The following is a 20,621-nucleotide window of genomic DNA, read 5'->3' as shown; positions in this document are numbered from 1 at the left end:
TTTCGGGAATACTCCCGACATAACAGATGAATAGACCGTGCAGAGGATATTAACAAAAACCTGTTAGAACGCACGGTGCCAATGGATGCTATACCGGAGCATAAATGCTCGAGTTTATAAATGTCAGCAAGTCCTTCTGGACCGGCAAGCAGCGCAAGGTGATCCTTGATCGCGCTTCTTTTCGTGTGGAATTGGGTAATTCCATGGGAATTTTGGCCAAGAACGGCACCGGTAAAACGACATTGATCAACATGGTCGCGGGGCTTGAAAAACCGGACGAAGGGCAAATCATCAAAAACTGCCGTGTTTCGTTCCCGCTGGGGTTTATGGGGGGGGTTATCAGCAAGCTGTCTGCGATGGAGAATTCACGCTATATTGCGCGGCTGTACGGGCTGGATCCCGACTATATCGAAGCGTTCTGTCGATGGATGTGCGATCTGGATGAATACTTCGACATGCCGGTAGGCACATACAGCCAGGGAATGCGATCCAGATTCAGTTTTTCGCTCATGCTGGCGCTGGATTTTGACCTATATCTTATTGACGAAGGGATGCCGTCGACAACCGACGCCGAATTCAATAAAAGGGCGGGTGATATTCTGCGTGAAAGGTTGGAAACTACAACTGTTCTGATCGTTTCGCATAAACCAGAAACGCTGGAAAAATACTGCCGTTCGGCTGCAGTCCTTCGTGAGGGCCAACTGCATATGTTTGACACTTTGGAAGAGGCAAAGCAACTTTATGACTATGAAGCCTAGAGCCAAAAAATACAGGATCCGCGGCAGTGGCCCCCTTAACGGTTCTTCTGGTGCAAAAGCGGAAGCGGGCAAGGGTGTTAGCGGCGAAGTTAGTGACGCACGCGAAGTTTCTGTCGAGCAAGAGATACAGGAAATCCGAAAAGAGGGCCTGACCGGCCGCCAGTTGCGAATGGCACGCAGGGTAGCGCAAAAACACGGGCTGAATGCGACGTCGGATTTCGATGCTGTCAGGCTGCTGCGCGCCAAAGGGGTTGATCCGTTCCAGCGCGGGAATGCGATTATCGCGACAGAAAATAAACCCGAGGGGGCAGGGGGCAAGACCCAACTTCCCCAAACCGTACCGCTGGCAAAAACCAATCTGCCTTCGACCAATGTGGACACTGCAGGCGCGCGCGCCAAGGCCATATTGGAAGTTCAACGTGATATTGCGCGGCGGCGACGTCTTAAACTGTTCCTGTTGTTTACGCGGCTTGCATTTTTCGTGCTGCTGCCCACAATTCTGGTTGGGTATTACTATTACAACATTGCCACTCCGATGTATTCAACCACATCCCAGTTTGTCATACAGAAAGCTAACTCACAGGGAGGGAGCAAGATTGGCAGCCTTTTTGGCGGAACCGGATTAGCCACTTCGCAGGATTCTATTACCGTGCAAAGCTATCTGCAGTCACGGGATGCAATGTTGCGGCTGGATCGGGAATATGGCTTCAAGGCCCATTTTTCGCAGGACTGGATCGATCCGATCCAGCGGCTCGACCCTGACGCCACGAATGAACAGACTTACAGACTGTACAAACGACATGTGATCCTAAGCTATGACCCGACAGAAGGCATTGTTAAAATGGAGGTGATTGCCGCTGATCCCGAAACAAGTGTGTTGTATTCAAACGCCCTGATTTCCTATGCGGAAGAGCAAGTGGATCATATGACTGCCCGTATGCGCGATGATCAAATGAAAGGTGCAGAGGATAATTATGCGGACGCCAAGGAACAATTGGATCTAGCACAGGAAAAGGTTAATTCGTTGCAGGAAACTCTGCAAATAATCAACACCGAAGTCGAGGTTTCCCTGCTTACGAATAGCATAGCGCTTCTGGAGCAGGAATTGCTGCAATCCGAGCTTTCACTGGAAGAACTGCGATCCAACCCACGCCCGAACCCGGCCAAACTGGCCCCTCTGGAACGCAAAGTTAGATCACTGAAAAGCAAGATACAGGAAGTGCGCGGGAAACTTGTCTCGAATTCAGGCAATGATGTTTCGGTTGCCCGCAGAACCAGCGAATTGCGCGGTGCCGAGAGAGAAGTGGAAACGCGCACCATGATGCTGGAAGCCGCCTTGCAGCAGTTGGAGAATTCCCGCATCGAGGCAAACCGGCAAACCCGATACCTGTCAATGGGGGTTTCGCCGGTTAAGCCGGACGAAGCAGCATACCCACGAAAATTCGAAAATACCCTATTGGCGTTTCTTATCTTTTCGGGTGCCTATCTTATGATTTCCCTGACGGCTTCGATCCTGCGGGAACAGGTTTCATCCTGATGCCATTCTATTCAATAGCGAGATGTTCAAAGTGACAAAACCAAGCCAGCAGGTTTCCCAGAATACTTGGGAATTTTTACGTGATGCGATGATCACACCAACCGGTTTTCGCGAGTATGATGCCCGCTGGAAATACCCCGAGGACATCAATCTGGCCGGAATCACTGCACTTGGCCTTGGCACCCAGATGCGCAATCGGGGCATTGAACCCGTGATTGCCGTTGGCAATGATTACCGCGACTATTCCCCGTCGATCAAAAACGCCCTGATGCTGGGGTTGATGCAGGCCGGTATTCATGTCAAAGACATCGGTCCCGCCCTGTCCCCGATGGCCTATTTCGCCCAGTTCCATCTGGATGCGCCGGCGGTGGCGATGGTCACGGCCAGCCACAATCCGAACGGCTGGACCGGTGTCAAAATGGGCTTTGAACGTCCGCTGACCCATGGCCCTGATGAAATGGCCGAACTGCGCGACATCGTATTGGGTGGCCACGGCAAACCGCATCATGGCGGACGCTATGAATTTGTTGACGGCGTGAAAGAGGCCTATCTGGATGATCTGGTCGGGGATTTCAGAATGTCCCGCCCGCTAAAGGTGGTCTGCGCCACAGGCAACGGCACCGCCAGCGCCTTTGCGCCGGAACTGTTTGAACGCATCGGCGTTGAAGTGGTGCCGCTGCACAACGAGCTGGACTATACCTTTCCGCATTACAACCCGAACCCCGAAGCAATGGAAATGCTGCATGATATGGCGGCGGCTGTCACGGCCTCGGGGGCCGATCTGGCGCTTGGGTTTGATGGCGACGGGGACCGTTGCGGCGTGGTCGATGACACGGCCGAGGAAATCTTTGCCGACAAGGTAGGCGTGATCATGGCCCGCGATTTTGCGCGGCTTTACCCAAATTCAACATTTGTGGCCGATGTGAAATCGACCGGCCTTTATGCGTCTGACCCCGAGTTGCAGAAATACGGCGCCAAAGCCGATTACTGGAAAACCGGCCACAGCCACATGAAACGCCGCGTCAAGGAAATCGGCGCGCTGGCAGGGTTTGAAAAATCCGGCCACTATTTTCTGGCCGAGCCGATTGGCCGTGGCTATGACAGCGGGCTGCGGGTGGCGGTGGAAATCTGCAAGCTGCTGGACCGCAACCCTGACAAATCCATGTCCGACCTGCGCCGCGCCTTGCCGCAAACATGGGCCACGCCCACCATGTCACCCTATTGCGCCGATACCGAAAAATATCAGGTGCTGGAACGGCTGGTGGCCAGGCTGGTGCAACTGCACAAGGACGGTGGCAGCATCGCAGGCCGCAAGATTGCACAGGTCGTCACGGTGAATGGCGCGCGGGTTATTCTGGACAACGGCGCATGGGGGCTGGTGCGGGCCTCGTCCAATACGCCAAATCTGGTGGTGGTGTGCGAAAGCCCCGAAAGCGAAGCCGAAATGCGGGCGATCTTTGCCGATATTGACGCAGTGATCCGCACGGAAACCGCTGTCGGGGATTATGACCAGACATTTTAACGGTTGTGTCTCGAAAGTGGTGGAAATTGATTTCAGGCACCTCCGAGCGGGTTGAGTTATGCGCCGGTCAGGCGGCTTGGTCAAGGGTTGCGTCGGCGACGGGCTGAGCGAGCGTTTCCCAGCCATCGACCTTTCGCATGACGATCTGCCCCGAGGCCATCAGAGCCCAAAGCAGCATCGGCACGGTCTCGGCGCATGGCAGCACGGTCTGGGTCTTGATGCGGCGGCGGAATTCCTCGTTCAGGCGTTCGATCGCATTTGTCGTTCTGGCCGATTTCCACTGGCCTTGTGGCAGACGCGTGAAGGTGAAAAGCTTATCTCCTGCTTCTTCCAAGCTGTCAGCGACGGCCTTGCATTTCAGCCGCCATTTTCGCAGAAATGCCTTGCGGCGGGTGGCGATTTCCTCGGGTGTTTTGGCGTAGATCATGTCGCGGTAATCTTCTGTCAACTCATCATGCATACGCTTGGGTGCCTTGGCCAGAAGGTTGCGGTGCTTGTGCACCGTGCACCTCTGGATCGGCAGATCTTCACCCCAGAGGGCAATGAGAGCGACCTCAAGTCCCGGTGCCCCGTCCACGATGACAAATTCGGGCCGTTTCAACCCGCGCGCATCCAGATCGTTGATGAACTGACGCCAGGCGGAGGTGCTTTCGCCGCCCATGTTCATCAGTGATAACAAGACCTTCTGCCCATCCCGGCGCACGCCAATCGCGGCCAGAACCGAGATATTGGTGGCCTTCCTGTCAATCCGCGTTTTGATCACGGTGCCGTCCAGGATCAGCCGCACGATGTCTTCATCCGCAAGGCTGCGGGCGCACCACGCCTGCCAGTCCACCTTCACCTTGCGCCAGGCGCGGCTCACCACATCCTTGCTGACCGCCCCCTGAAACAGGCCGAACAGGGCGCGTTTTACCCGCCGTGTGTTGGTGCCCGAAAGGTAGACAGCAGCGATCAGCGCCTCGGCCTTCTTCGTCAGCCGCTGGTAGCGGGGCAATGCCTTCGAGCGCCATTCTCTGGCCTTGCCGGCCTCGCCTGTGATCCGCGCACGCGGCACGCGCACCGTTTCGGTTCCAAATGTTCCGACCAGTTGCCGCTCGCGATGCCCGTGGCGGTATCCGGCCTTTGCCCCGCCGCTGCGGCCATACCGGCAACGGCCCAGAAACTGCTCCAGCTCCTCTTCGAAAACCGCCTCGATCGTCGCGCGGATGTTCTGGCGCAGCCGGTCTTCAATCGGGTCATAGCCTGCTTCATTGGCCAGTAGCGCGGATGTCGATGTTGCTGTATTCTTTGTCATGGCGTGATCTCCTTGGCGGTTCCAGCCGCCGGTTGGGTGGCTTCGATGCACCCGGAGATTACGCCGTCCTCGAATTTCCACCAAACTCGCGACACTACCTGCGGGTTGGCACCTTCATTGTCACCAGTTCTTCGGTCATTGTCGGGTGAACCGCGACAGTGCGGTCAAAGTCTTCTTTCGTCGCCCCCATCTTGACAGCAACCGCCGCCAGCTGGATCATTTCACCCGCATTTTCGGCCACGATATGACAGCCCAGCACCACACGGGTGGCCTGTGACACGATCAGTTTCATCATCACCCGATCCTCGCGTTCGGCAAAACCGGTCTGCATGGCGCGGAAGGTGGCGGAATAAACCTCGATCGGCTCCGCTTCACGCGCTTCTTCCTCGGTCATGCCGACGGTGCCCAGTTCGGGCTGGGTAAAGACGGCGCTAGCGACCAGTTCATGATCGGCCTTGGTCGGTTTTCCGTGGAACACGGTATCGACAAAGGCCGCCCCTTCGCGGATCGCAACCGGTGTCAGGTTGATCCGGTCGGTCACATCCCCCACCGCGTAAATCGAGGGCACAGCGGTTTGCGAATAATCATCAACGATGATCTCACCCTTGCGGCCCAGCTCAACACCGGTGTTTTCCAGTCCCAGATGATCGGTGTTGGGCACCCGTCCGGTGGCATACATCACCGCATCGAAATGGTGGTCATGACCGGTGGTGCATTTAACCCACAGCCCCTGATCATCCTTTTCGATCTTCATCACATCAGTGCCCACATGCAGGTCCACCCCCCGTTCGCGCACCAGATCGGCGACATGGCCGCGGACCTCGTCATCAAAACCACGCAGGATTTGCGCACCGCGATAGAATTGCGTCACTTCCACGCCCAGCCCGTTCAGAATGCAGGCAAATTCGCAGGCAATAAATCCGCCCCCGACGATCAGAATGGAACGGGGCAGTTTTTCCAGCTTGAAGATGTCGTTTGATGTGATCGTCAGGTCCGAACCTTCAAAATCCGGCGTGAAGGGACGCCCGCCAACCGCAATCAGGATGTGTTTTGCGGTAAAAGTCTCGCCGCTTGACAGTTTGACGGTATGTGCATCCACCATTTCAGCGCGAGCATTGAAAATCTCGACCCCTGCCTTGGCCAGATTGGTGCGGTAGATATTTTCCAGCCGGTCCAGTTCAGCGTCCAGCTTGGCCTTGAAATGCGGCCAGTCAAACGTGCCGATGCTGGCATCCGACCAGCCATAGGCGCGCGCGTCCGCATTGGCCCCGCTATAGGCCGAAGCAAACACCATCAGCTTTTTCGGCACACACCCGCGAATAACACAGGTGCCGCCCATGCGGTATTCTTCGGCCAGCGCCACTTTGGCGCCTGCCTCGCTTGCCGCCAGACGCCCCGCGCGCACCCCGCCCGAGCCGCCGCCAATGACGAAAAGATCATAGTCAAATTTCATAATGCTCGCGCCCTTTTAAAAAGCCTAGTCGGTCAGATCGGTGAACAGGTTTTCGTTTTCGACAAAGTCGATACGATCCTCTTGTACCGTGCCTGCATTTATATCCCGCACTTCGACCCTGCCATCCCCGTATCCGATCACAACCGCGTCACAAATATCGATGAACAGCCCGTTTTCCACCACGCCGGGGATCTGGTTGATCACCAGCGAAAATTGGCGCGGGTTGCCGATGCGGTTCAGATGCAGGTCCAGAATGTGGTTCCCTTCATCCGTGACAAAAGGCACATCGCCATTCATCCGCAGGGTCACATTGTTGCCCAGCACGTCCATGCTGACCAGTGTTTCCTCGACCAGCGCCTGCGTGGTCTGCAAGCCAAAGGGGATCACCTCGATCGGCAGCGGGAAAGCACCCAGCGTTTCCACCCGTTTGGAAATATCGGCAATCACCACCATCATATCCGAGGCCGTCGCAACGATCTTTTCCTGCAACAACGCACCACCGCCACCTTTGATCAGGTTCAGATTGCCGTCATATTCATCCGTGCCGTCAATGGTGACATCCAGCCACTTTGCCTCGTCCAGCGAGATCACCTCGATCCCGACCTGACGCGCCAGATCGGCGGTTCGGGTGGATGTAGGCACGCCCTTGATTTTCAAGCCGTCCTCGCGAACCATTTCGCCCAGACAGCGCACCATCCACGCAGCAGTCGATCCAGTGCCAAGCCCGACACGCATGCCATCCTCGACATATTCCACAGCCCGTTTGGCCGCGACAAATTTGGCCTTGTCGATTGGCGATAATTCTCCGGTCATAATATGCGACTCCCCAGTTGTTGGCAGGGTTATACGGGATCAGGGCAGCCACGGCGAGGGGGAATTAAAGCAATTAACAGTTTTCCCGAACCGGGAAACAGCCAACAGGTTAACCGGAAACCGCTTTGACAACCTCGACCAACTCTCGCGTAGTGACCTTGCCATCACCATCAATATCCATGCTCATAATCCCGTCAACAACCCTGCCGCTTATCATCCGCCCCTGTTTGGCGATACGTTTATCTGCAAACTGCATTACCTCGGTGATCGTTAATAGGGAACCTCTGTAAATTCCCGTTTTCGCCTTCTTCGCGGCGGGGTGGACGGTTTTTCGCCTGTCCCGCCTGATTGCTTCGGATCATAAACCCATTTTCACCGGTTTCAAGCCGGTTTTGGGTATTTCAGGCACACCTCACCCCATGAACCCTTATCCCGGCGCCGCCAGGCCGCATTCGAACTGGACGAAGCGCTTCATGTTGTAGACCAGGTTCATCATCCCGATGCGAAATCGCGCCCGCTTCAGGCCGATGGAGCGGATCAGCTTGCCGCCCATGGAGCGCTCCTGAAAAGCGAATACATGCTCGACCCGGACCCGCACTTTCGAGCGCCTCCGGTTGGCCTTTTGCTGGCGCTCGCCAAGCGGCTTGCCGCGCCTGCCCTTGTGATGGATATGGCTGTGAAGCCCCCGCTCTTCCAGCTCGCTTTCGATCTTTTGCGAGCGATAGGCGCTGTCGGCCCACAGGTCCGATGAGGTGTTGCTCGCATCAATCAGACCGGCAAGCGCCTGGCTGTCATGCACGGCGGCATCGGTGACATCATAAGCGCGGATGAATTTGTGCCGCCGGTCGACATTGATGTGGTTCTTGTAGCCGTAATAGCTCTTGCCGTGCTTCTTCGTCCAGCGCGCATCCACGTCCTTCTGGCGCTTCTTGTGGGGTTTTTCCTCCCACTCTTCAGGCGTTTCGCCCGCCTTGATTTTCTCGTTCTCGTCCCTTTTGTTGTGCTGGCGCGGCGCCGGAACGATGCTCGCATCAACAATCTGCCCGCCCATCGCCAGATAGCCCTTTTCGCGCAGAAAGGCATCGAACTTGTCAAACAGCTCCTTCATCTTCCCGGCCCCGGCCAGCCTTTCACGGTAGGCCCAGATGGTCTTGGCGTCAGGTACGCTGTCTTCAATGCCAAGGCCGAGAAACCGCATGAACGACAGGCGGTCGCGGATCTGATACTCGATCTGATCGTCAGAGAGGTTGTAGAGCTGCTGCAAAACCATCGTCTTGAATATCAGCACCTCATCCCAAGGCGGGCGGCCAGCGTTGGATTTGCGCTGTTCGGGCGGCGTGCGCCATATGGCCTTCAGCTCGTCCCGGTAATCCTCGAACGGCACCATGTCGTTGAGCAACACCAGCGGATCACCAGATTTGTCCAGTCCCGCGTATCGGCTGGAAAGATCAAAAAATCCCATCTGACCCATGACAAAACCCCGTCGGTCGAATCATTTTCATCCTGATGACGATTCTACCCCGTCAGGCCGGATTTTGGGGGATTTTTAGAGGTTCCCAATATATTATCCTCGTTTGTATCAGCCTCCAAAAAGGCCAACGTATTCTGGGATTGCCGTCTTGGTTCCTAGGTGCGATTGTAGGCCTTAAGCTCGGCCAGTGTAACCGACCCGTCCGCGTTCAGGTCCATGAACAAAAGAAATTCTGCCTGCCTTACCCGCCTCTGCGCCTTTTCTATCGAACGGACGGTCGTATAACATTTTTCGGTGACAATACCGTCATCATTGCACGAAAACGCAAATGTCATCAGCGTTTGTATCGCCCGTTCCGGATCCCTTCGTATTTCCTTGATTACATTTTCCGGAATCTTGTAAACAACCGAATCTATCGCCGTTTGCGCGGCCCCTTGCAGGGCGCTAAACGCCATGGATGCAACGAAAACAGGGGCGGCTATCCGCAGGAAAGAAGGTTTCATAGATACAGTACCCTTTCTGGGTGAAATACTGAACTGACAGCAAGCCTCATAACATTTGCGCTTTTATGCAGTTTTTTCAATAGCGGACGGCAACGGTGTAAACATATTTGCCAATCCGGCACGGTCCCAGAACAGCAAACACCGCTTCCCCCCGCCGCCTCGTCGTTTTTGGACTTGCTTTGCCGCCGCCTTATGCGTTCATGACCTTTGCGAAGACAAACAAAGGAAGCGGCGCGGATGTTTCTAAGCGTATTTGACATGTTCAAGGTGGGGGTCGGCCCCTCGTCCTCCCATACGATGGGGCCGATGGTGGCGGCTGGCCGGTTTCTGGACCTGCTGCGCGCCTCGCCGTTTCAGGCGCAGGGCTTGCGGGCCTCCTTGCATGGATCATTGGCCTTTACCGGCGTTGGCCACGCCACCGACCGCGCCACTATTCTGGGGTTGGCGGGGTTTGTGCCAGAAACATACGATGCAGTTCAAGCCGAAGCGGCGTTGACAGGCATCAAAGCACAAAAACAGGTCCGGCCCCAAGGCTTACCCCCGCTGAAATTCGACCCCGCACGCGATCTGGTTTTCGACTACGACCACCCCTTGACCGGCCACGCGAACGGCATGATCCTGATGGCGACCGATGCACAGGGAGATGTGGTGTTGCAGGAAACCTATTATTCCATCGGCGGCGGTTTTGTGGTGACCGAAGCGGAACAGGCGCTTGAGCCGGTGCTGGACGCCCGCGATGCCACCCGCCCCTATCCGTTCGAAACCGCGCAAATGATGCTGGATATGGCTGCCAAAAGCGGCAAAACCATTGCCGATATGAAACGCGCCAATGAATTGAGCCATATGGGTGTTGGCGAATTCGATATAGGGCTGGCCCGCATCTGGGAGGCCATGAACGCCTGTATTGATCGCGGCCTGTCCACTGCGGGTATCCTGCCCGGCGGGCTGAACGTTAAACGCCGCGCCCATGACATTCACCAATCCTTGCAGGCCGAAGCGGGCCTGAACCTGACAGCACCCCACACTATCAACGACTGGATGTGCGTCTATGCTATGGCGGTGAACGAGGAAAACGCGGCCGGTGGCCAAGTCGTCACCGCCCCCACCAACGGCGCGGCGGGTGTCGTGCCTGCGGTGGCCCGCTATTGGCTGGATCATGTGCCGGGTGCATCGGTGTCCCGCATCCCCGAATACCTGCTAACCGCCAGTGCCATTGGTGGTCTGATCAAACACAACGCCTCGATCTCCGGTGCGGAATGTGGCTGCCAGGCCGAAATCGGCTCGGCCTCGGCGATGGCGGCAGCGGGGCTGTGCGCCGTATTGGGCGGCACCCCGCTACAGGTGGAAAACGCTGCCGAAATCGCGCTGGAACACCATCTGGGCATGACCTGCGATCCCGTCAAAGGTCTGGTGCAAGTGCCTTGCATTGAACGAAACGGGCTGGGTGCCATCAAAGCCGTCTCTGCCGCCTCGCTTTCGATGCGTGGCAATGGCCGTCATCTGGTGCCACTGGATTCCTGCATCGAAACCATGCGCCAGACCGGCGTGGATATGAGTGAACGCTACAAAGAAACATCCCTTGGCGGGCTGGCGGTGAATATCCCGAATTGTTAGCGGGTAATCTCCCCTCTTCTTCTTGCCCCAAATACCTGCGCCGCAGGCTAGAGCGTGCCCCGTCAGGGGCGCGCGCCTGGGGCGACGCCGCAGGCGGCGCAATTCCACTGGATATCATCCATCCCGACAAACCGCGCCATCCGCCCGACCTCGGCCTCCAGCTTGGCAATACGCGCATCCGTTGCCCTAACACCGGCCTCCCACCAGACCTGTTTCACCACCAGCACCCCCTTGGCCCGATCTGCTTTCATATCAATCCGCCCGACGAACCGGTCCCCTTCCAGCAGCGGGTAAACATAATAGCCCCATTTGCGCCTGGCCGCGGGCACGAATATCTCGATCTTGTAGTCAAACCCGAACAATGCGGCCAGCCGATCCCGATCCCGCGCCACCGGATCAAACGGATTAATGATCCGCAACCTTGATGTCGGCGTTTCAACCGCTTTAATCCGCGCCTCGATATCCTCAAGCGCAAAACCCTCGCGCCAGCTTCCGTCCCGCGCCTGCACCTGAACCGGCGCCAGCTTTGCATCCGACACCCAAGCCTTCGCCTCCGCCGCGCTCATCGCGCCCCAAAACCGTTGAATATCCCCGACCGTGCCAAACCCCAACCGCGTCAAAGCCGCACGGCACAACCAGTCTACCTGCACCTCGTCCGAGTGCACCACTTCGCGCAAATCTGCCGGAATAACCCGCTCGGCCAAATCGTAAAACTTGGTAAAATCCTTGCGGTGCGAGGTCGCAAGCACCCCAGAATACCACATTTTATCCAGCTCGACCTTATGCGGCGGGCGTGACCATACCCCCTTTTTCGGCTTGGCCTTGGTATCAAACGCATGGGTCGAAAGCGGCCCCTCCCGCCTGACCCGTTCCAGAATGGCCGCAATATCCGCCGATCTCATCGCCGTTTTGTAATAGGACTGGTTCGCCATCTTGTGGGCATAGCGCCGGAACTGCCGCTGCCAATAGGGATAGGTTTCAATTGGCAGACACGACGCATCATGGGTGAAATGCTCGAATACTTCGCCATCCGCCAAAACCCCCTCCAGCCCGCCTTCGCGATACGTCTGGTCACGGCTCCACAGAATATGGTCATGCGCCCGGGCCACATTGCGGATGGTATCCAACTGCACAAATCCAAGCCGCCGGATGATCCCAACCACATCGGATTGCCCCACCGGTGCCTTTGCCAGCCCAAGTGATTGCAGCCACAACCGGCGGGCATCGCGATTATTAATCTGAAATACCATCACGCCAATATGACCTGCCAAACAGAATTCCGATAGCCCCTTGCGCCAAACAGCAAACTGTTTTTATCTGCCGTATGACATATGACACAATCATCATCGGCGGTGGCATTATCGGTTGCACCACCGCATTTCACCTGTCCCGCAAGGGTCAAAAGGTTCTTGTTCTGGAGCGGGATAAAATCGCCACCGGCACCACAGCCAACAGTTTTGCCTGGGCCAATGCCAGCGTCAAAACCACGGACAAGACTTATCACAATCTGAACGCGGCCGGCGTGAAAGGGTATAACGCCCTGCAAGACGAATTCGGCAATGAAACACTGGGCATCAACCCCACCGGTGCGCTGGAAGTCGTGTCAAAATCCGATACTGACGGATATAAGGCGATGCAGACACAAGCCCGCGCCCTGACGGCGTTCGGTTATGCCAACCGCTGGATTTCCAACACCGAATTGCGCCAGCTTGAACCGGAAATGACATTCCCCGATGACGCCGAGGCCCTGCTAAGCCCCGATGACCTGCTCATCAATGCCCCGCATTTCACCCGCTTCATGGTGGAGCAAATGACAGCGAAAGGCAGCACATTGCTGGAAAACTGTGCTGCCACCGAACTGCTGGCAACCGATGAGGGGGATGTCACCGGCCTGATCACCACCCAAGGCACATTCCACGCCGCCAACATCATTCTGGCCACCGGTCAGGATACGGCAACCACCCTTAGCACCCTGACCGGATACGACGGGTTTGCCACGCGGTTCCCGCTGAACAAGGTGCCAGGACTGATCCTGACCACCCCGCCCCTGCCAACCGCCCCGCCGCTGCGCCACATGTATTATTCCGCGCCGAAAAACGAATTGCACATACTGCCGGAATTCAATGGCGGGCTGAAAATCGCCTCGGACGATATTGACGGAATGATCATTGACAACCAGACACCGGACCACCTGCGCAAGATGGGGCAATTGCTGCTGGACCGCGCTTATACCGTGTTGCCGCAGCTAACCGGCACCATTGACATAGACGACTGCAAACTGGGCATCGGCGTGCGCCCCTACCCGACCGACGGCAAAACCATCATCGGCCCCATGCCAGATGCCAAGGGCCTGCATATCATCGCCACCCACAGCGGCATCACCCTTGCGCCTGTGCTGGGCCAATTGATGGCCGAAGCGATCACAACCGGCACATACCCCGAAACCCTCGCCCCGTTTGCCCTGACCCGGTTTAGCGGCTTCTTCTGACCCCTTCTTCTTTTTCCAAGTATCTGCGCCGCAGGGACCCGCGGCGCGGCCAAAGGCAGCGCAACCCCAAAACAGGAATTGCACGCCCACTCCATGTTCTCTAGCGTGGGCAAATGCACAATGATCGCCCCCTTCTTGGCATCCTGTTGATGGCCACCTTCTGCGTCATGGCCCCCTTTGCGGATGCTATGGCCAAAGTGCTGGGCGGCACCGTGCCGGTAGTCCAGATCGTCACTTTCCGCTTTACCTTCCAGGTGCTGATCCTGCTGCCCATTGTCCTGCTGACAAAACGCGACCTCAGGATGGACCCGCGAACCCTTGGCCTGCTGTTCCTGCGCTCTATCCTACATATCATAGGTATTGGCGCGATGTTCCTGTCGCTTATCTATCTACCGCTGGCCGAAGCCGTCGCTATTGCCTTTGTCGAACCTTTTCTGTTGCTGTTGCTGGCGTGGCTGATCCTGAAAGAGCACATCGGCCCGCACCGCCTGATTGCCTGCGCCATCGGGTTTGTCGGCACATTGCTGGTGATCCAGCCCAGTTTCGCCAATGTCGGGTATGCCGCGCTGCTTCCGTTGATCGTGGCTGTGGCCTTTGCCGCATTTATGATCGTCACCCGCCAGTTAACCGCAAAATCGGATCCGGTTACATTGCAGGCTATCAGCGGCGGCATGGCCTTGCTGGTGCTGGCCTTGGTGCTGTGGGCCACTTCCGGTTACAATATCTCGGCCCTGACCCTGATCACCCCCAGCGATCCTGATCTGGTTTTGCTCGCAATCCTCGGCATTCTGGGCACATTGGCCCATCTGGTCATGACGTGGTCACTGAAATTCGCCCCCACGGCCACCCTTGCGCCGGTGCAATATCTTGAAATTCCCTTTGCCACGCTGATCGGCTGGTTGATCTTCAAGGATTTTCCGAACGGTTTGGCCGCCATCGGCATCCTAATCACGGTTGCCGCAGGCCTGTATATCGTGATGCGGGAACGGCGGCTGGCGATTGACTCGATCGCCTAGCCAGGTTTGCGGGCTTCAAGCAGATAACACATCGGAAGTTGTGCGGCTTGCCCTTCGTAACAGTCATATTCCACCTCGCGGTTGGAGTGGGGAAATTCATCAAACCGCACAATTTGCAATCCCGCCGCAATACACCCGTTCAGAACATCGCTGATCTTGTGAATATACCAGTAAGACGGCGTCACTTTGCCATCTTTCACGCCATCATAAACAATCGGGTCAGTGTCTATAAAAGGGTGTTCCCGAAAATAGGAATTGGCCAGCTGATACGGGTTATCTGCAATAGGTTCGAACATTTCCAGAAACGGATGGGTTTCATAGATCAACACCTGCCCGCCTTGGCGCAACAATCCGGCGACGGCCTGAAAGAATCCAGCCAGATCGGGCATCCAGTTCAGCACCCCGATGGTGACCAGAACCAGATCGAAATCTTGCGGCACATCTGCGGGCAGATCATAGATGTCCGCCCGCAAGAACCGGCAATCTTGCCCCGCAATGCGGTTCAGTTCATTGGCTTGGGCAATAAACTCTTCTGCCTGATCAATCCCTAAACAATGTTTGGCCCCGAAGGATGCCAGCGACAGCACCTCGCGCCCGTTGTTGCATCCGACCTGCACCACGGATTTTCCGCGCAGATCAATCCGGCGCAACGCATCCGTCATTGTGTTATCAAAGCTGGAAAAATCCGGCCTGGACACATCTTGAACCAATTGCGCCCAACGCTCTCCTGCCTTGTGCCGCGCGGCGGATTCATTCCACGCCCGCCGGTTTGCCGCGACCGCCACCGCACGATCATTATCCATTCATCACCCCTTTCAATGCTTTGATCACGGCCTCCAGATGTACGCGCGGCAGGATCACCAGCAATTTGCGCTCTGACACCTGTAATGTGACCTGCCCTGTTGTAACCTCGTTCGAAGTGCCAATTACCCCGTCAGGCGCCATTATCAACCCGTCAACCGGCCAGCGCAATCCCGTGGCATTTGCCACACAGGATGCCATCGGGAACAGCGAAAAACGGGTTCCGGCGGGCAAATCTATTCGCATCCTTTCAGGTGCCAGAAAACACAAATCCACCTCGCCCAGCAAAATGCAGCGCTGATCCGGATGACGCAGCAGGGAACTATAAGCGGCCAATTCATGGTCCAGCCGCAGTCCGGTAAATCCGGTTGCCAGTATCAACGGCGCGTGAATAGTGCGCAGACACTTGTCAAAATCCGTGCTATCCTGATCCGGGAACCGATATACCCTATCCGCCGGTAACTGCTGCTGAATTTCCGGCGTCAGGGAATCCAGATCACCGATCACTCCTTCGGGCATTAATCCCATGTCCAATGCCACTTTGCCGCCCCCGTCCGCCGCAAAAAGAATCGGTGCAAATGACAGTGCCTGTTTCACAACTTTAGGGATGGATCGCCCCGCACCAAGCAAGGTGACAGCATGGTTAACCACTACATTTGGGGGATTCATCATTAATAAACACTATTTTGTTGAAGAAACCACATTTCCGCCATGAATTAATACCCAAAAAATCCTAGTTTTGTTCATCAAATAGAACCATTCGCTAGTGAAAATCCAGCGACTATTATATAAAAGACGATACGGAAGTGAGCAGGTCATGAATCGTGCGAGTAAAATATTAAGGGAACCTCTGTAAATTCCCGTTTTCGCCTTCTTCGCGGCGGGGTGGACGGTTTTTCGCCTGTCCCGCCTGATTGCTTCGGATCATAAACCCATTTTCACCGGTTTCAAGCCGGTTTTGGGTATTTCAGGCACACCTCACCCCATGAACCCTTATCCCGGCGCCGCCAGGCCGCATTCGAACTGGACGAAGCGCTTCATGTTGTAGACCAGGTTCATCATCCCGATGCGAAATCGCGCCCGCTTCAGGCCGATGGAGCGGATCAGCTTGCCGCCCATGGAGCGCTCCTGAAAAGCGAATACATGCTCGACCCGGACCCGCACTTTCGAGCGCCTCCGGTTGGCCTTTTGCTGGCGCTCGCCAAGCGGCTTGCCGCGCCTGCCCTTGTGATGGATATGGCTGTGAAGCCCCCGCTCTTCCAGCTCGCTTTCGATCTTTTGCGAGCGATAGGCGCTGTCGGCCCACAGGTCCGATGAGGTGTTGCTCGCATCAATCAGACCGGCAAGCGCCTGGCTGTCATGCACGGCGGCATCGGTGACATCATAAGCGCGGATGAATTTGTGCCGCCGGTCGACATTGATGTGGTTCTTGTAGCCGTAATAGCTCTTGCCGTGCTTCTTCGTCCAGCGCGCATCCACGTCCTTCTGGCGCTTCTTGTGGGGTTTTTCCTCCCACTCTTCAGGCGTTTCGCCCGCCTTGATTTTCTCGTTCTCGTCCCTTTTGTTGTGCTGGCGCGGCGCCGGAACGATGCTCGCATCAACAATCTGCCCGCCCATCGCCAGATAGCCCTTTTCGCGCAGAAAGGCATCGAACTTGTCAAACAGCTCCTTCATCTTCCCGGCCCCGGCCAGCCTTTCACGGTAGGCCCAGATGGTCTTGGCGTCAGGTACGCTGTCTTCAATGCCAAGGCCGAGAAACCGCATGAACGACAGGCGGTCGCGGATCTGATACTCGATCTGATCGTCAGAGAGGTTGTAGAGCTGCTGCAAAACCATCGTCTTGAATATCAGCACCTCATCCCAAGGCGGGCGGCCAGCGTTGGATTTGCGCTGTTCGGGCGGCGTGCGCCATATGGCCTTCAGCTCGTCCCGGTAATCCTCGAACGGCACCATGTCGTTGAGCAACACCAGCGGATCACCAGATTTGTCCAGTCCCGCGTATCGGCTGGAAAGATCAAAAAATCCCATCTGACCCATGACAAAACCCCGTCGGTCGAATCATTTTCATCCTGATGACGATTCTACCCCGTCAGGCCGGATTTTGGGGGATTTTTAGAGGTTCCCTTTAATAATAAGTATGATATGATCTAGGGCCTGTGGACATGCAGTATTCTCATCCGTTTTGATTTCTGATTCAATCTTCCAAAATGGGGGTTTGAATTAACGAGCAGCGTTTTGTGGTATCTGACAGGCTAGAACTCAAAAATCTGTTCGTAGCTCAGATGCAGAGCAGCTCCCAAAAGCCTTTGACACACTTCAACGTCTTCTGGAGGCGTGGCAGGGCAAGACGGGGAAGCGGGAATATGTGCAAATGCTGCGCTTGCTGGAACGCTTTGATGTGGATGAACTGCACGGGGCCATAAAGGATGCGCTGCGCATGGGAGCCGTCAGCTTTGACGCTATCAATCTGGTTCTGTGCCGTGTAGAACGGCGTCCACCACGGCTGGATCTGGATGTCTATCCGTTCCTGCCCCGAACCAATGGCGCCACGACATCGGCGTCATCCTACATGGGCCTGCTGTCAGAAGGGGGTGCATCATAAGCAAAGCCCGCGAACTGCTGCTCGCCCATCACCTAAAAACCCTGCGCGCCCACGTTTTTGCGCGAACATGACAAGCAGGCCCGCATCTGTGCTGCGGAGGGGCTGGACCATGTGCGTTATCCACTGCCCGGCAGCGATGAGAGGGTTGCCCGGCTGACAGAGCTGGAACTGATCGACCGAGAGCGCAGAATGGTAGAACGCCGGATTAAATCCGCAAAATTCCCCGCCGCTAAAAGCCTAGACAGCTTCGACTTCAAAGCCATCCCCTCCCTGAACAAAATGATGGTGCTGGAACTGGCCCGTTGCGATTGGCCTCTCGGCGATGCAGGCATCGCCTGCCGGTAATAATCGAGCGCAGGTAAAATGTCATTGCCCTTGGACCCAGCGGCACCGGGAAAACCCACATCGCCCTCGGGCTGGGCCTTGCGGCTTGCAAAATGTGCCTGCCGGTGGCGTTTGTCACAACCGCAGCACTGGTCAATGAACTGATGTAGGCTCGCGACGAGAGGCACCTGCTGCGCCGCCAAAGACAGTTGGCCAAGGTCAAGCTGCTGATTATCCCCTCTCGGGCATGTAACATGCCCTGCCGGGCAGTGAGTAATGCCCGAAAGTTGGTGATGGGGTGATTGGGTGGCATATCATGGCGGTGTTGACGCGCCGCTATTCTTAGAGAGAAAAGGATATGCCACATGGAAGACGATACTATTTTGGAGGGGGCTGACCCAGATAACCTAAAAAGAGGTTATGATGGGAAGCATGAGAAAGAGTCGCCTGAGCCACTACAAGCAAGACCGTCTTACGGAGCATTTTGTTTCGGGATCGACAGCACGAACAGCAGCCAGTTTGTGTGGTGTAAACCGCAAGACCGCAGCGTTTTATTTTCTACGCCTGCGCGAGATAATCGCCTATGAGCTGGAGGCGGAAAGCCAAGCTATGTTCGGCGGAGAAATAGAAGTGGACGAAAGCTACTTTGGCGGCAAACGCAAAGGTAAACGCGGGCGTGGTGCGGCAGGTAAAATTCCCGTTTTTGGTATATTAAAAAGGGGTGGGAAGGTTTACACCAAGATCATCCCGGACGCCAAATCCGCCACTCTGATCCCGATCATAGAGCGCAAAGTCGTGCCGGATTCCATCGTCTATTCCGATTGTTGGCGCGGTTATAATGTGCTGGATGTGTCAGACTTCCACCACTTTCGCATCCATCAACCATTCCAAGCTCTTTGCAGACCGTCACAACCACATCAATGGCATCGAGAATTTCTGGAACCAAGCCAAGCGCCACATGCGCCGATTTAACGGTGTCCCCAAGGCCCAATTTGGGCTATATTTGAAGGAATGCGAGTGGCGTTTCAACAACAGTGACCCTTCAGCTCAGTTATTGCAGCTAAGACAATGGGTTAAGCGTTACTTGAAGTAGTTATCTGGGTCAGCCCCTTTTGGAGTTTACCGATCCAGCCGGAATTTCACCTGATCCGCTGACGGATATCTTGCGCAAAGGCGCGCGGGATCTGTTGGCACAGGCGGTCGAGGCCGAGGTTTGTGATCTGATGGCGCAACACGCGCATTTGAGGGATTCGGCCGGTCGCCAGCGCCTTGTTCGCCACGGATACCTGCCGGAGCGCGAGGTGATGACGGGGATCGGCCCTGTCCCGGTGAATGTGCCTCGGGTGCGTGATCGTGGCACGGGGGCGGAGAAGATCAGGTTCACCTCGACGCTTCTGCCGCCGTATCTGCGCCGGGCAAAGTCGGTCGAGGAGTTGTTGCCCTGGCTCTATCTCAAAGGTATTTCCACGGGTGATTTCGGCGAAGCACTGGCGGCCCTTCTGGGGCCTGATGCGGGTGGTTTGACATCGAGCACGATTTCGCGCCTGAAGGCGGAGTGGTGGGCAGAATACGAGCGTTGGAACCGGCGTGACCTGTCGGCCAAACGCTATGTGTATTTCTGGGCCGACGGGGTTTATTTCAAGCCGCGCACGGATGCTGACAAGCAATGCATGCTGGTGATCATCGGCGCGGACGAGTGGGGTAACAAGGATGTTCTGGGCCTCGTGGACGGGTATCGAGAAAGCAGCCAGAGCTGGCGTGAACTGCTGCTGGACTTGCAACGTCGTGGCCTCAGAAAAGCCCCTGATCTGGCCGTTGGTGATGGCGCGCTCGGCTTCTGGAACGCCTTGCGGGAGGTGTTCGGTGAGACCCGGGAGCAGCGCTGCTGGGTGCATAAAACCGGCAACGTCCTGAATGCCATGCCGAAGTCGCTGCAAGCCAAAGCCAAGGGCCATCTACAGGACATCTGGATGGCCGAGAACAAACGGGACGCCGAGGCCGCGTTCAATTTCTTCATCGAAGCCTATGGCGTGAAATACGAGCGTGCCGTGGGGAAGCTGACCAAGGACCGGGACGTGCTGCTGACCTTCTACGACTTCCCTGCCGAGCACTGGAAACACATCCGCACATCCAACCCCATCGAAAGCATATTTGCCACCGTGCGGCACCGAACGAAGAAGACCAAAGGCTGCCTCGGGCGCAAGACCGCCTTGGCAATGACCTTCCGCCTGATGATGTCGGCAAAGAAGAAATGGCGTAAACTCGACGGCGCATTCCGATTGCCGGAAATCATCGAAGGGGTTGAATTTAAGGACGGGATCAAGCAGGAAAAACATGCCGCCTGATTACTGCGTCACCAACTTATGGGCATAGCTCCCGGGCAGTGGACAAGTTGGGATTTGTGCCCCTGAGCAAAGAGGTGGTC

General features: G+C 56.2%; 17 protein-coding genes and 3 pseudogenes. 10 read left to right on the top strand and 10 right to left on the bottom strand.

Annotated features, from left to right (window positions below):
* The first annotated feature begins 104 nt into the window (after positions 1–104).
* The 3 genes from ACQY4M_RS20995 to ACQY4M_RS20985 all read left to right on the top strand — a co-directional run bounded on the left by ACQY4M_RS20995 (position 105) and on the right by ACQY4M_RS20985 (position 3,817).
* Positions 105–758: an ABC transporter ATP-binding protein gene (locus ACQY4M_RS20995; protein WP_118941578.1), complete on the top strand. Its 654-nt coding sequence runs from the start codon at positions 105–107 to the stop codon at positions 756–758.
* Complete coding sequence (locus ACQY4M_RS20990; RefSeq protein WP_428548382.1) at positions 742–2,295, top strand: capsule biosynthesis protein; 1,554 nt, start codon at positions 742–744, stop codon at positions 2,293–2,295. The genes ACQY4M_RS20995 and ACQY4M_RS20990 overlap by 17 nt, the downstream gene beginning before the upstream one ends.
* An 88-nt stretch (positions 2,296–2,383) precedes the next feature.
* The gene (locus ACQY4M_RS20985) at positions 2,384–3,817 is read left to right on the top strand and encodes a phosphomannomutase/phosphoglucomutase (RefSeq protein WP_428549035.1); all 1,434 of its coding nucleotides are present in this window, start codon (positions 2,384–2,386) and stop codon (positions 3,815–3,817) included.
* A gap of 67 nt (positions 3,818–3,884) precedes the next feature.
* Here ACQY4M_RS20985 and ACQY4M_RS20980 read toward each other — a convergent pair whose 3' ends face one another.
* From ACQY4M_RS20980 to ACQY4M_RS20955, 6 genes are all read right to left on the bottom strand, one after another.
* A complete protein-coding gene (locus tag ACQY4M_RS20980; RefSeq protein WP_428539582.1) occupies positions 3,885–5,111 on the bottom strand; it encodes an IS256 family transposase in 1,227 nt (408 codons plus the stop codon).
* A 94-nt stretch (positions 5,112–5,205) separates the two neighbouring features.
* Positions 5,206–6,564, bottom strand: a complete 1,359-nt coding sequence (gene gor, locus ACQY4M_RS20975) for a glutathione-disulfide reductase (protein WP_428548379.1) — start codon at positions 6,562–6,564, stop codon at positions 5,206–5,208.
* A gap of 24 nt (positions 6,565–6,588) precedes the next feature.
* Entirely contained in the window at positions 6,589–7,377 is a 789-nt protein-coding gene (gene rpiA, locus ACQY4M_RS20970) for a ribose-5-phosphate isomerase RpiA (protein WP_428548376.1), read from the bottom strand.
* A gap of 239 nt (positions 7,378–7,616) precedes the next feature.
* On the bottom strand, positions 7,617–7,739 hold the full coding sequence (locus ACQY4M_RS20965; protein WP_428548373.1) for a hypothetical protein: 123 nt from the start codon (positions 7,737–7,739) through the stop codon (positions 7,617–7,619).
* A 65-nt stretch (positions 7,740–7,804) separates the two neighbouring features.
* Positions 7,805–8,848 (bottom strand): IS5 family transposase, encoded by a 1,044-nt coding sequence (locus tag ACQY4M_RS20960; RefSeq protein ID WP_428539227.1) that lies wholly within the window; start codon positions 8,846–8,848, stop codon positions 7,805–7,807.
* A gap of 155 nt (positions 8,849–9,003) precedes the next feature.
* Positions 9,004–9,351 carry a hypothetical protein gene (locus ACQY4M_RS20955; RefSeq protein WP_428548370.1) on the bottom strand — a complete coding sequence of 116 codons (348 nt, stop codon included), beginning with the start codon at positions 9,349–9,351 and terminating at the stop codon, positions 9,004–9,006.
* Positions 9,352–9,588: 237 nt separating this feature from the next.
* Between ACQY4M_RS20955 and ACQY4M_RS20950 the strand changes: the two genes are divergently transcribed.
* Positions 9,589–10,965, top strand: a complete 1,377-nt coding sequence (locus ACQY4M_RS20950; protein WP_428543406.1) for an L-serine ammonia-lyase — start codon at positions 9,589–9,591, stop codon at positions 10,963–10,965.
* Between the two features lie 62 nt (positions 10,966–11,027).
* Here the strand turns inward: ACQY4M_RS20950 and ACQY4M_RS20945 are convergent, their stop codons facing one another.
* Entirely contained in the window at positions 11,028–12,215 is a 1,188-nt protein-coding gene (locus tag ACQY4M_RS20945; RefSeq protein WP_428543404.1) for a winged helix-turn-helix domain-containing protein, read from the bottom strand.
* A gap of 74 nt (positions 12,216–12,289) precedes the next feature.
* Here ACQY4M_RS20945 and ACQY4M_RS20940 point away from each other — a divergent pair, with 74 nt between their 5' ends.
* Together ACQY4M_RS20940 and ACQY4M_RS20935 are read left to right on the top strand one after the other, a co-directional pair.
* Positions 12,290–13,453: an NAD(P)/FAD-dependent oxidoreductase gene (locus ACQY4M_RS20940; RefSeq protein ID WP_428543402.1), complete on the top strand. Its 1,164-nt coding sequence runs from the start codon at positions 12,290–12,292 to the stop codon at positions 13,451–13,453.
* A gap of 113 nt (positions 13,454–13,566) precedes the next feature.
* Positions 13,567–14,469 carry a DMT family transporter gene (locus ACQY4M_RS20935; RefSeq protein ID WP_428543400.1) on the top strand — a complete coding sequence of 301 codons (903 nt, stop codon included), beginning with the start codon at positions 13,567–13,569 and terminating at the stop codon, positions 14,467–14,469.
* Here the strand turns inward: ACQY4M_RS20935 and ACQY4M_RS20930 are convergent.
* From ACQY4M_RS20930 to ACQY4M_RS20920, 3 genes are all read right to left on the bottom strand, one after another.
* Complete coding sequence (locus ACQY4M_RS20930; RefSeq protein ID WP_428543398.1) at positions 14,466–15,272, bottom strand: class I SAM-dependent methyltransferase; 807 nt, start codon at positions 15,270–15,272, stop codon at positions 14,466–14,468. The two genes, ACQY4M_RS20935 and ACQY4M_RS20930, sit on opposite strands and share 4 nt — an antisense overlap.
* Complete coding sequence (locus ACQY4M_RS20925) at positions 15,265–15,939, bottom strand: thiamine diphosphokinase (protein ID WP_428544470.1); 675 nt, start codon at positions 15,937–15,939, stop codon at positions 15,265–15,267. Before ACQY4M_RS20925 ends, ACQY4M_RS20930 begins: the two co-directional genes overlap by 8 nt.
* 324 nt (positions 15,940–16,263) lie before the next feature.
* Positions 16,264–17,307 (bottom strand): IS5 family transposase, encoded by a 1,044-nt coding sequence (locus ACQY4M_RS20920; RefSeq protein WP_428539227.1) that lies wholly within the window; start codon positions 17,305–17,307, stop codon positions 16,264–16,266.
* A 256-nt stretch (positions 17,308–17,563) separates the two neighbouring features.
* Between ACQY4M_RS20920 and ACQY4M_RS20915 the strand changes: the two are divergent.
* The 4 genes and pseudogenes from ACQY4M_RS20915 to ACQY4M_RS20900 all read left to right on the top strand — a co-directional run.
* Positions 17,564–17,872, top strand: a pseudogene (locus tag ACQY4M_RS20915) (IS21 family transposase); the annotation flags it as partial.
* Positions 17,869–18,432, top strand: a pseudogene (locus ACQY4M_RS20910) (ATP-binding protein); the annotation flags it as partial. The pseudogenes ACQY4M_RS20915 and ACQY4M_RS20910, both read left to right, overlap by 4 nt.
* A gap of 196 nt (positions 18,433–18,628) precedes the next feature.
* Positions 18,629–19,289: pseudogene (locus ACQY4M_RS20905) on the top strand (IS1595 family transposase).
* Between the two features lie 4 nt (positions 19,290–19,293).
* Positions 19,294–20,541, top strand: a complete 1,248-nt coding sequence (locus ACQY4M_RS20900; RefSeq protein WP_428549032.1) for an IS256 family transposase — start codon at positions 19,294–19,296, stop codon at positions 20,539–20,541.
* Positions 20,542–20,621: the final 80 nt, after the last annotated feature.

The organism is Profundibacter sp., from assembly GCF_965277155.1.
Classification (GTDB): Bacteria; Pseudomonadota; Alphaproteobacteria; order Rhodobacterales; family Rhodobacteraceae; genus Profundibacter.
This window is presented reverse-complemented; position numbering and strand designations above follow the sequence as displayed.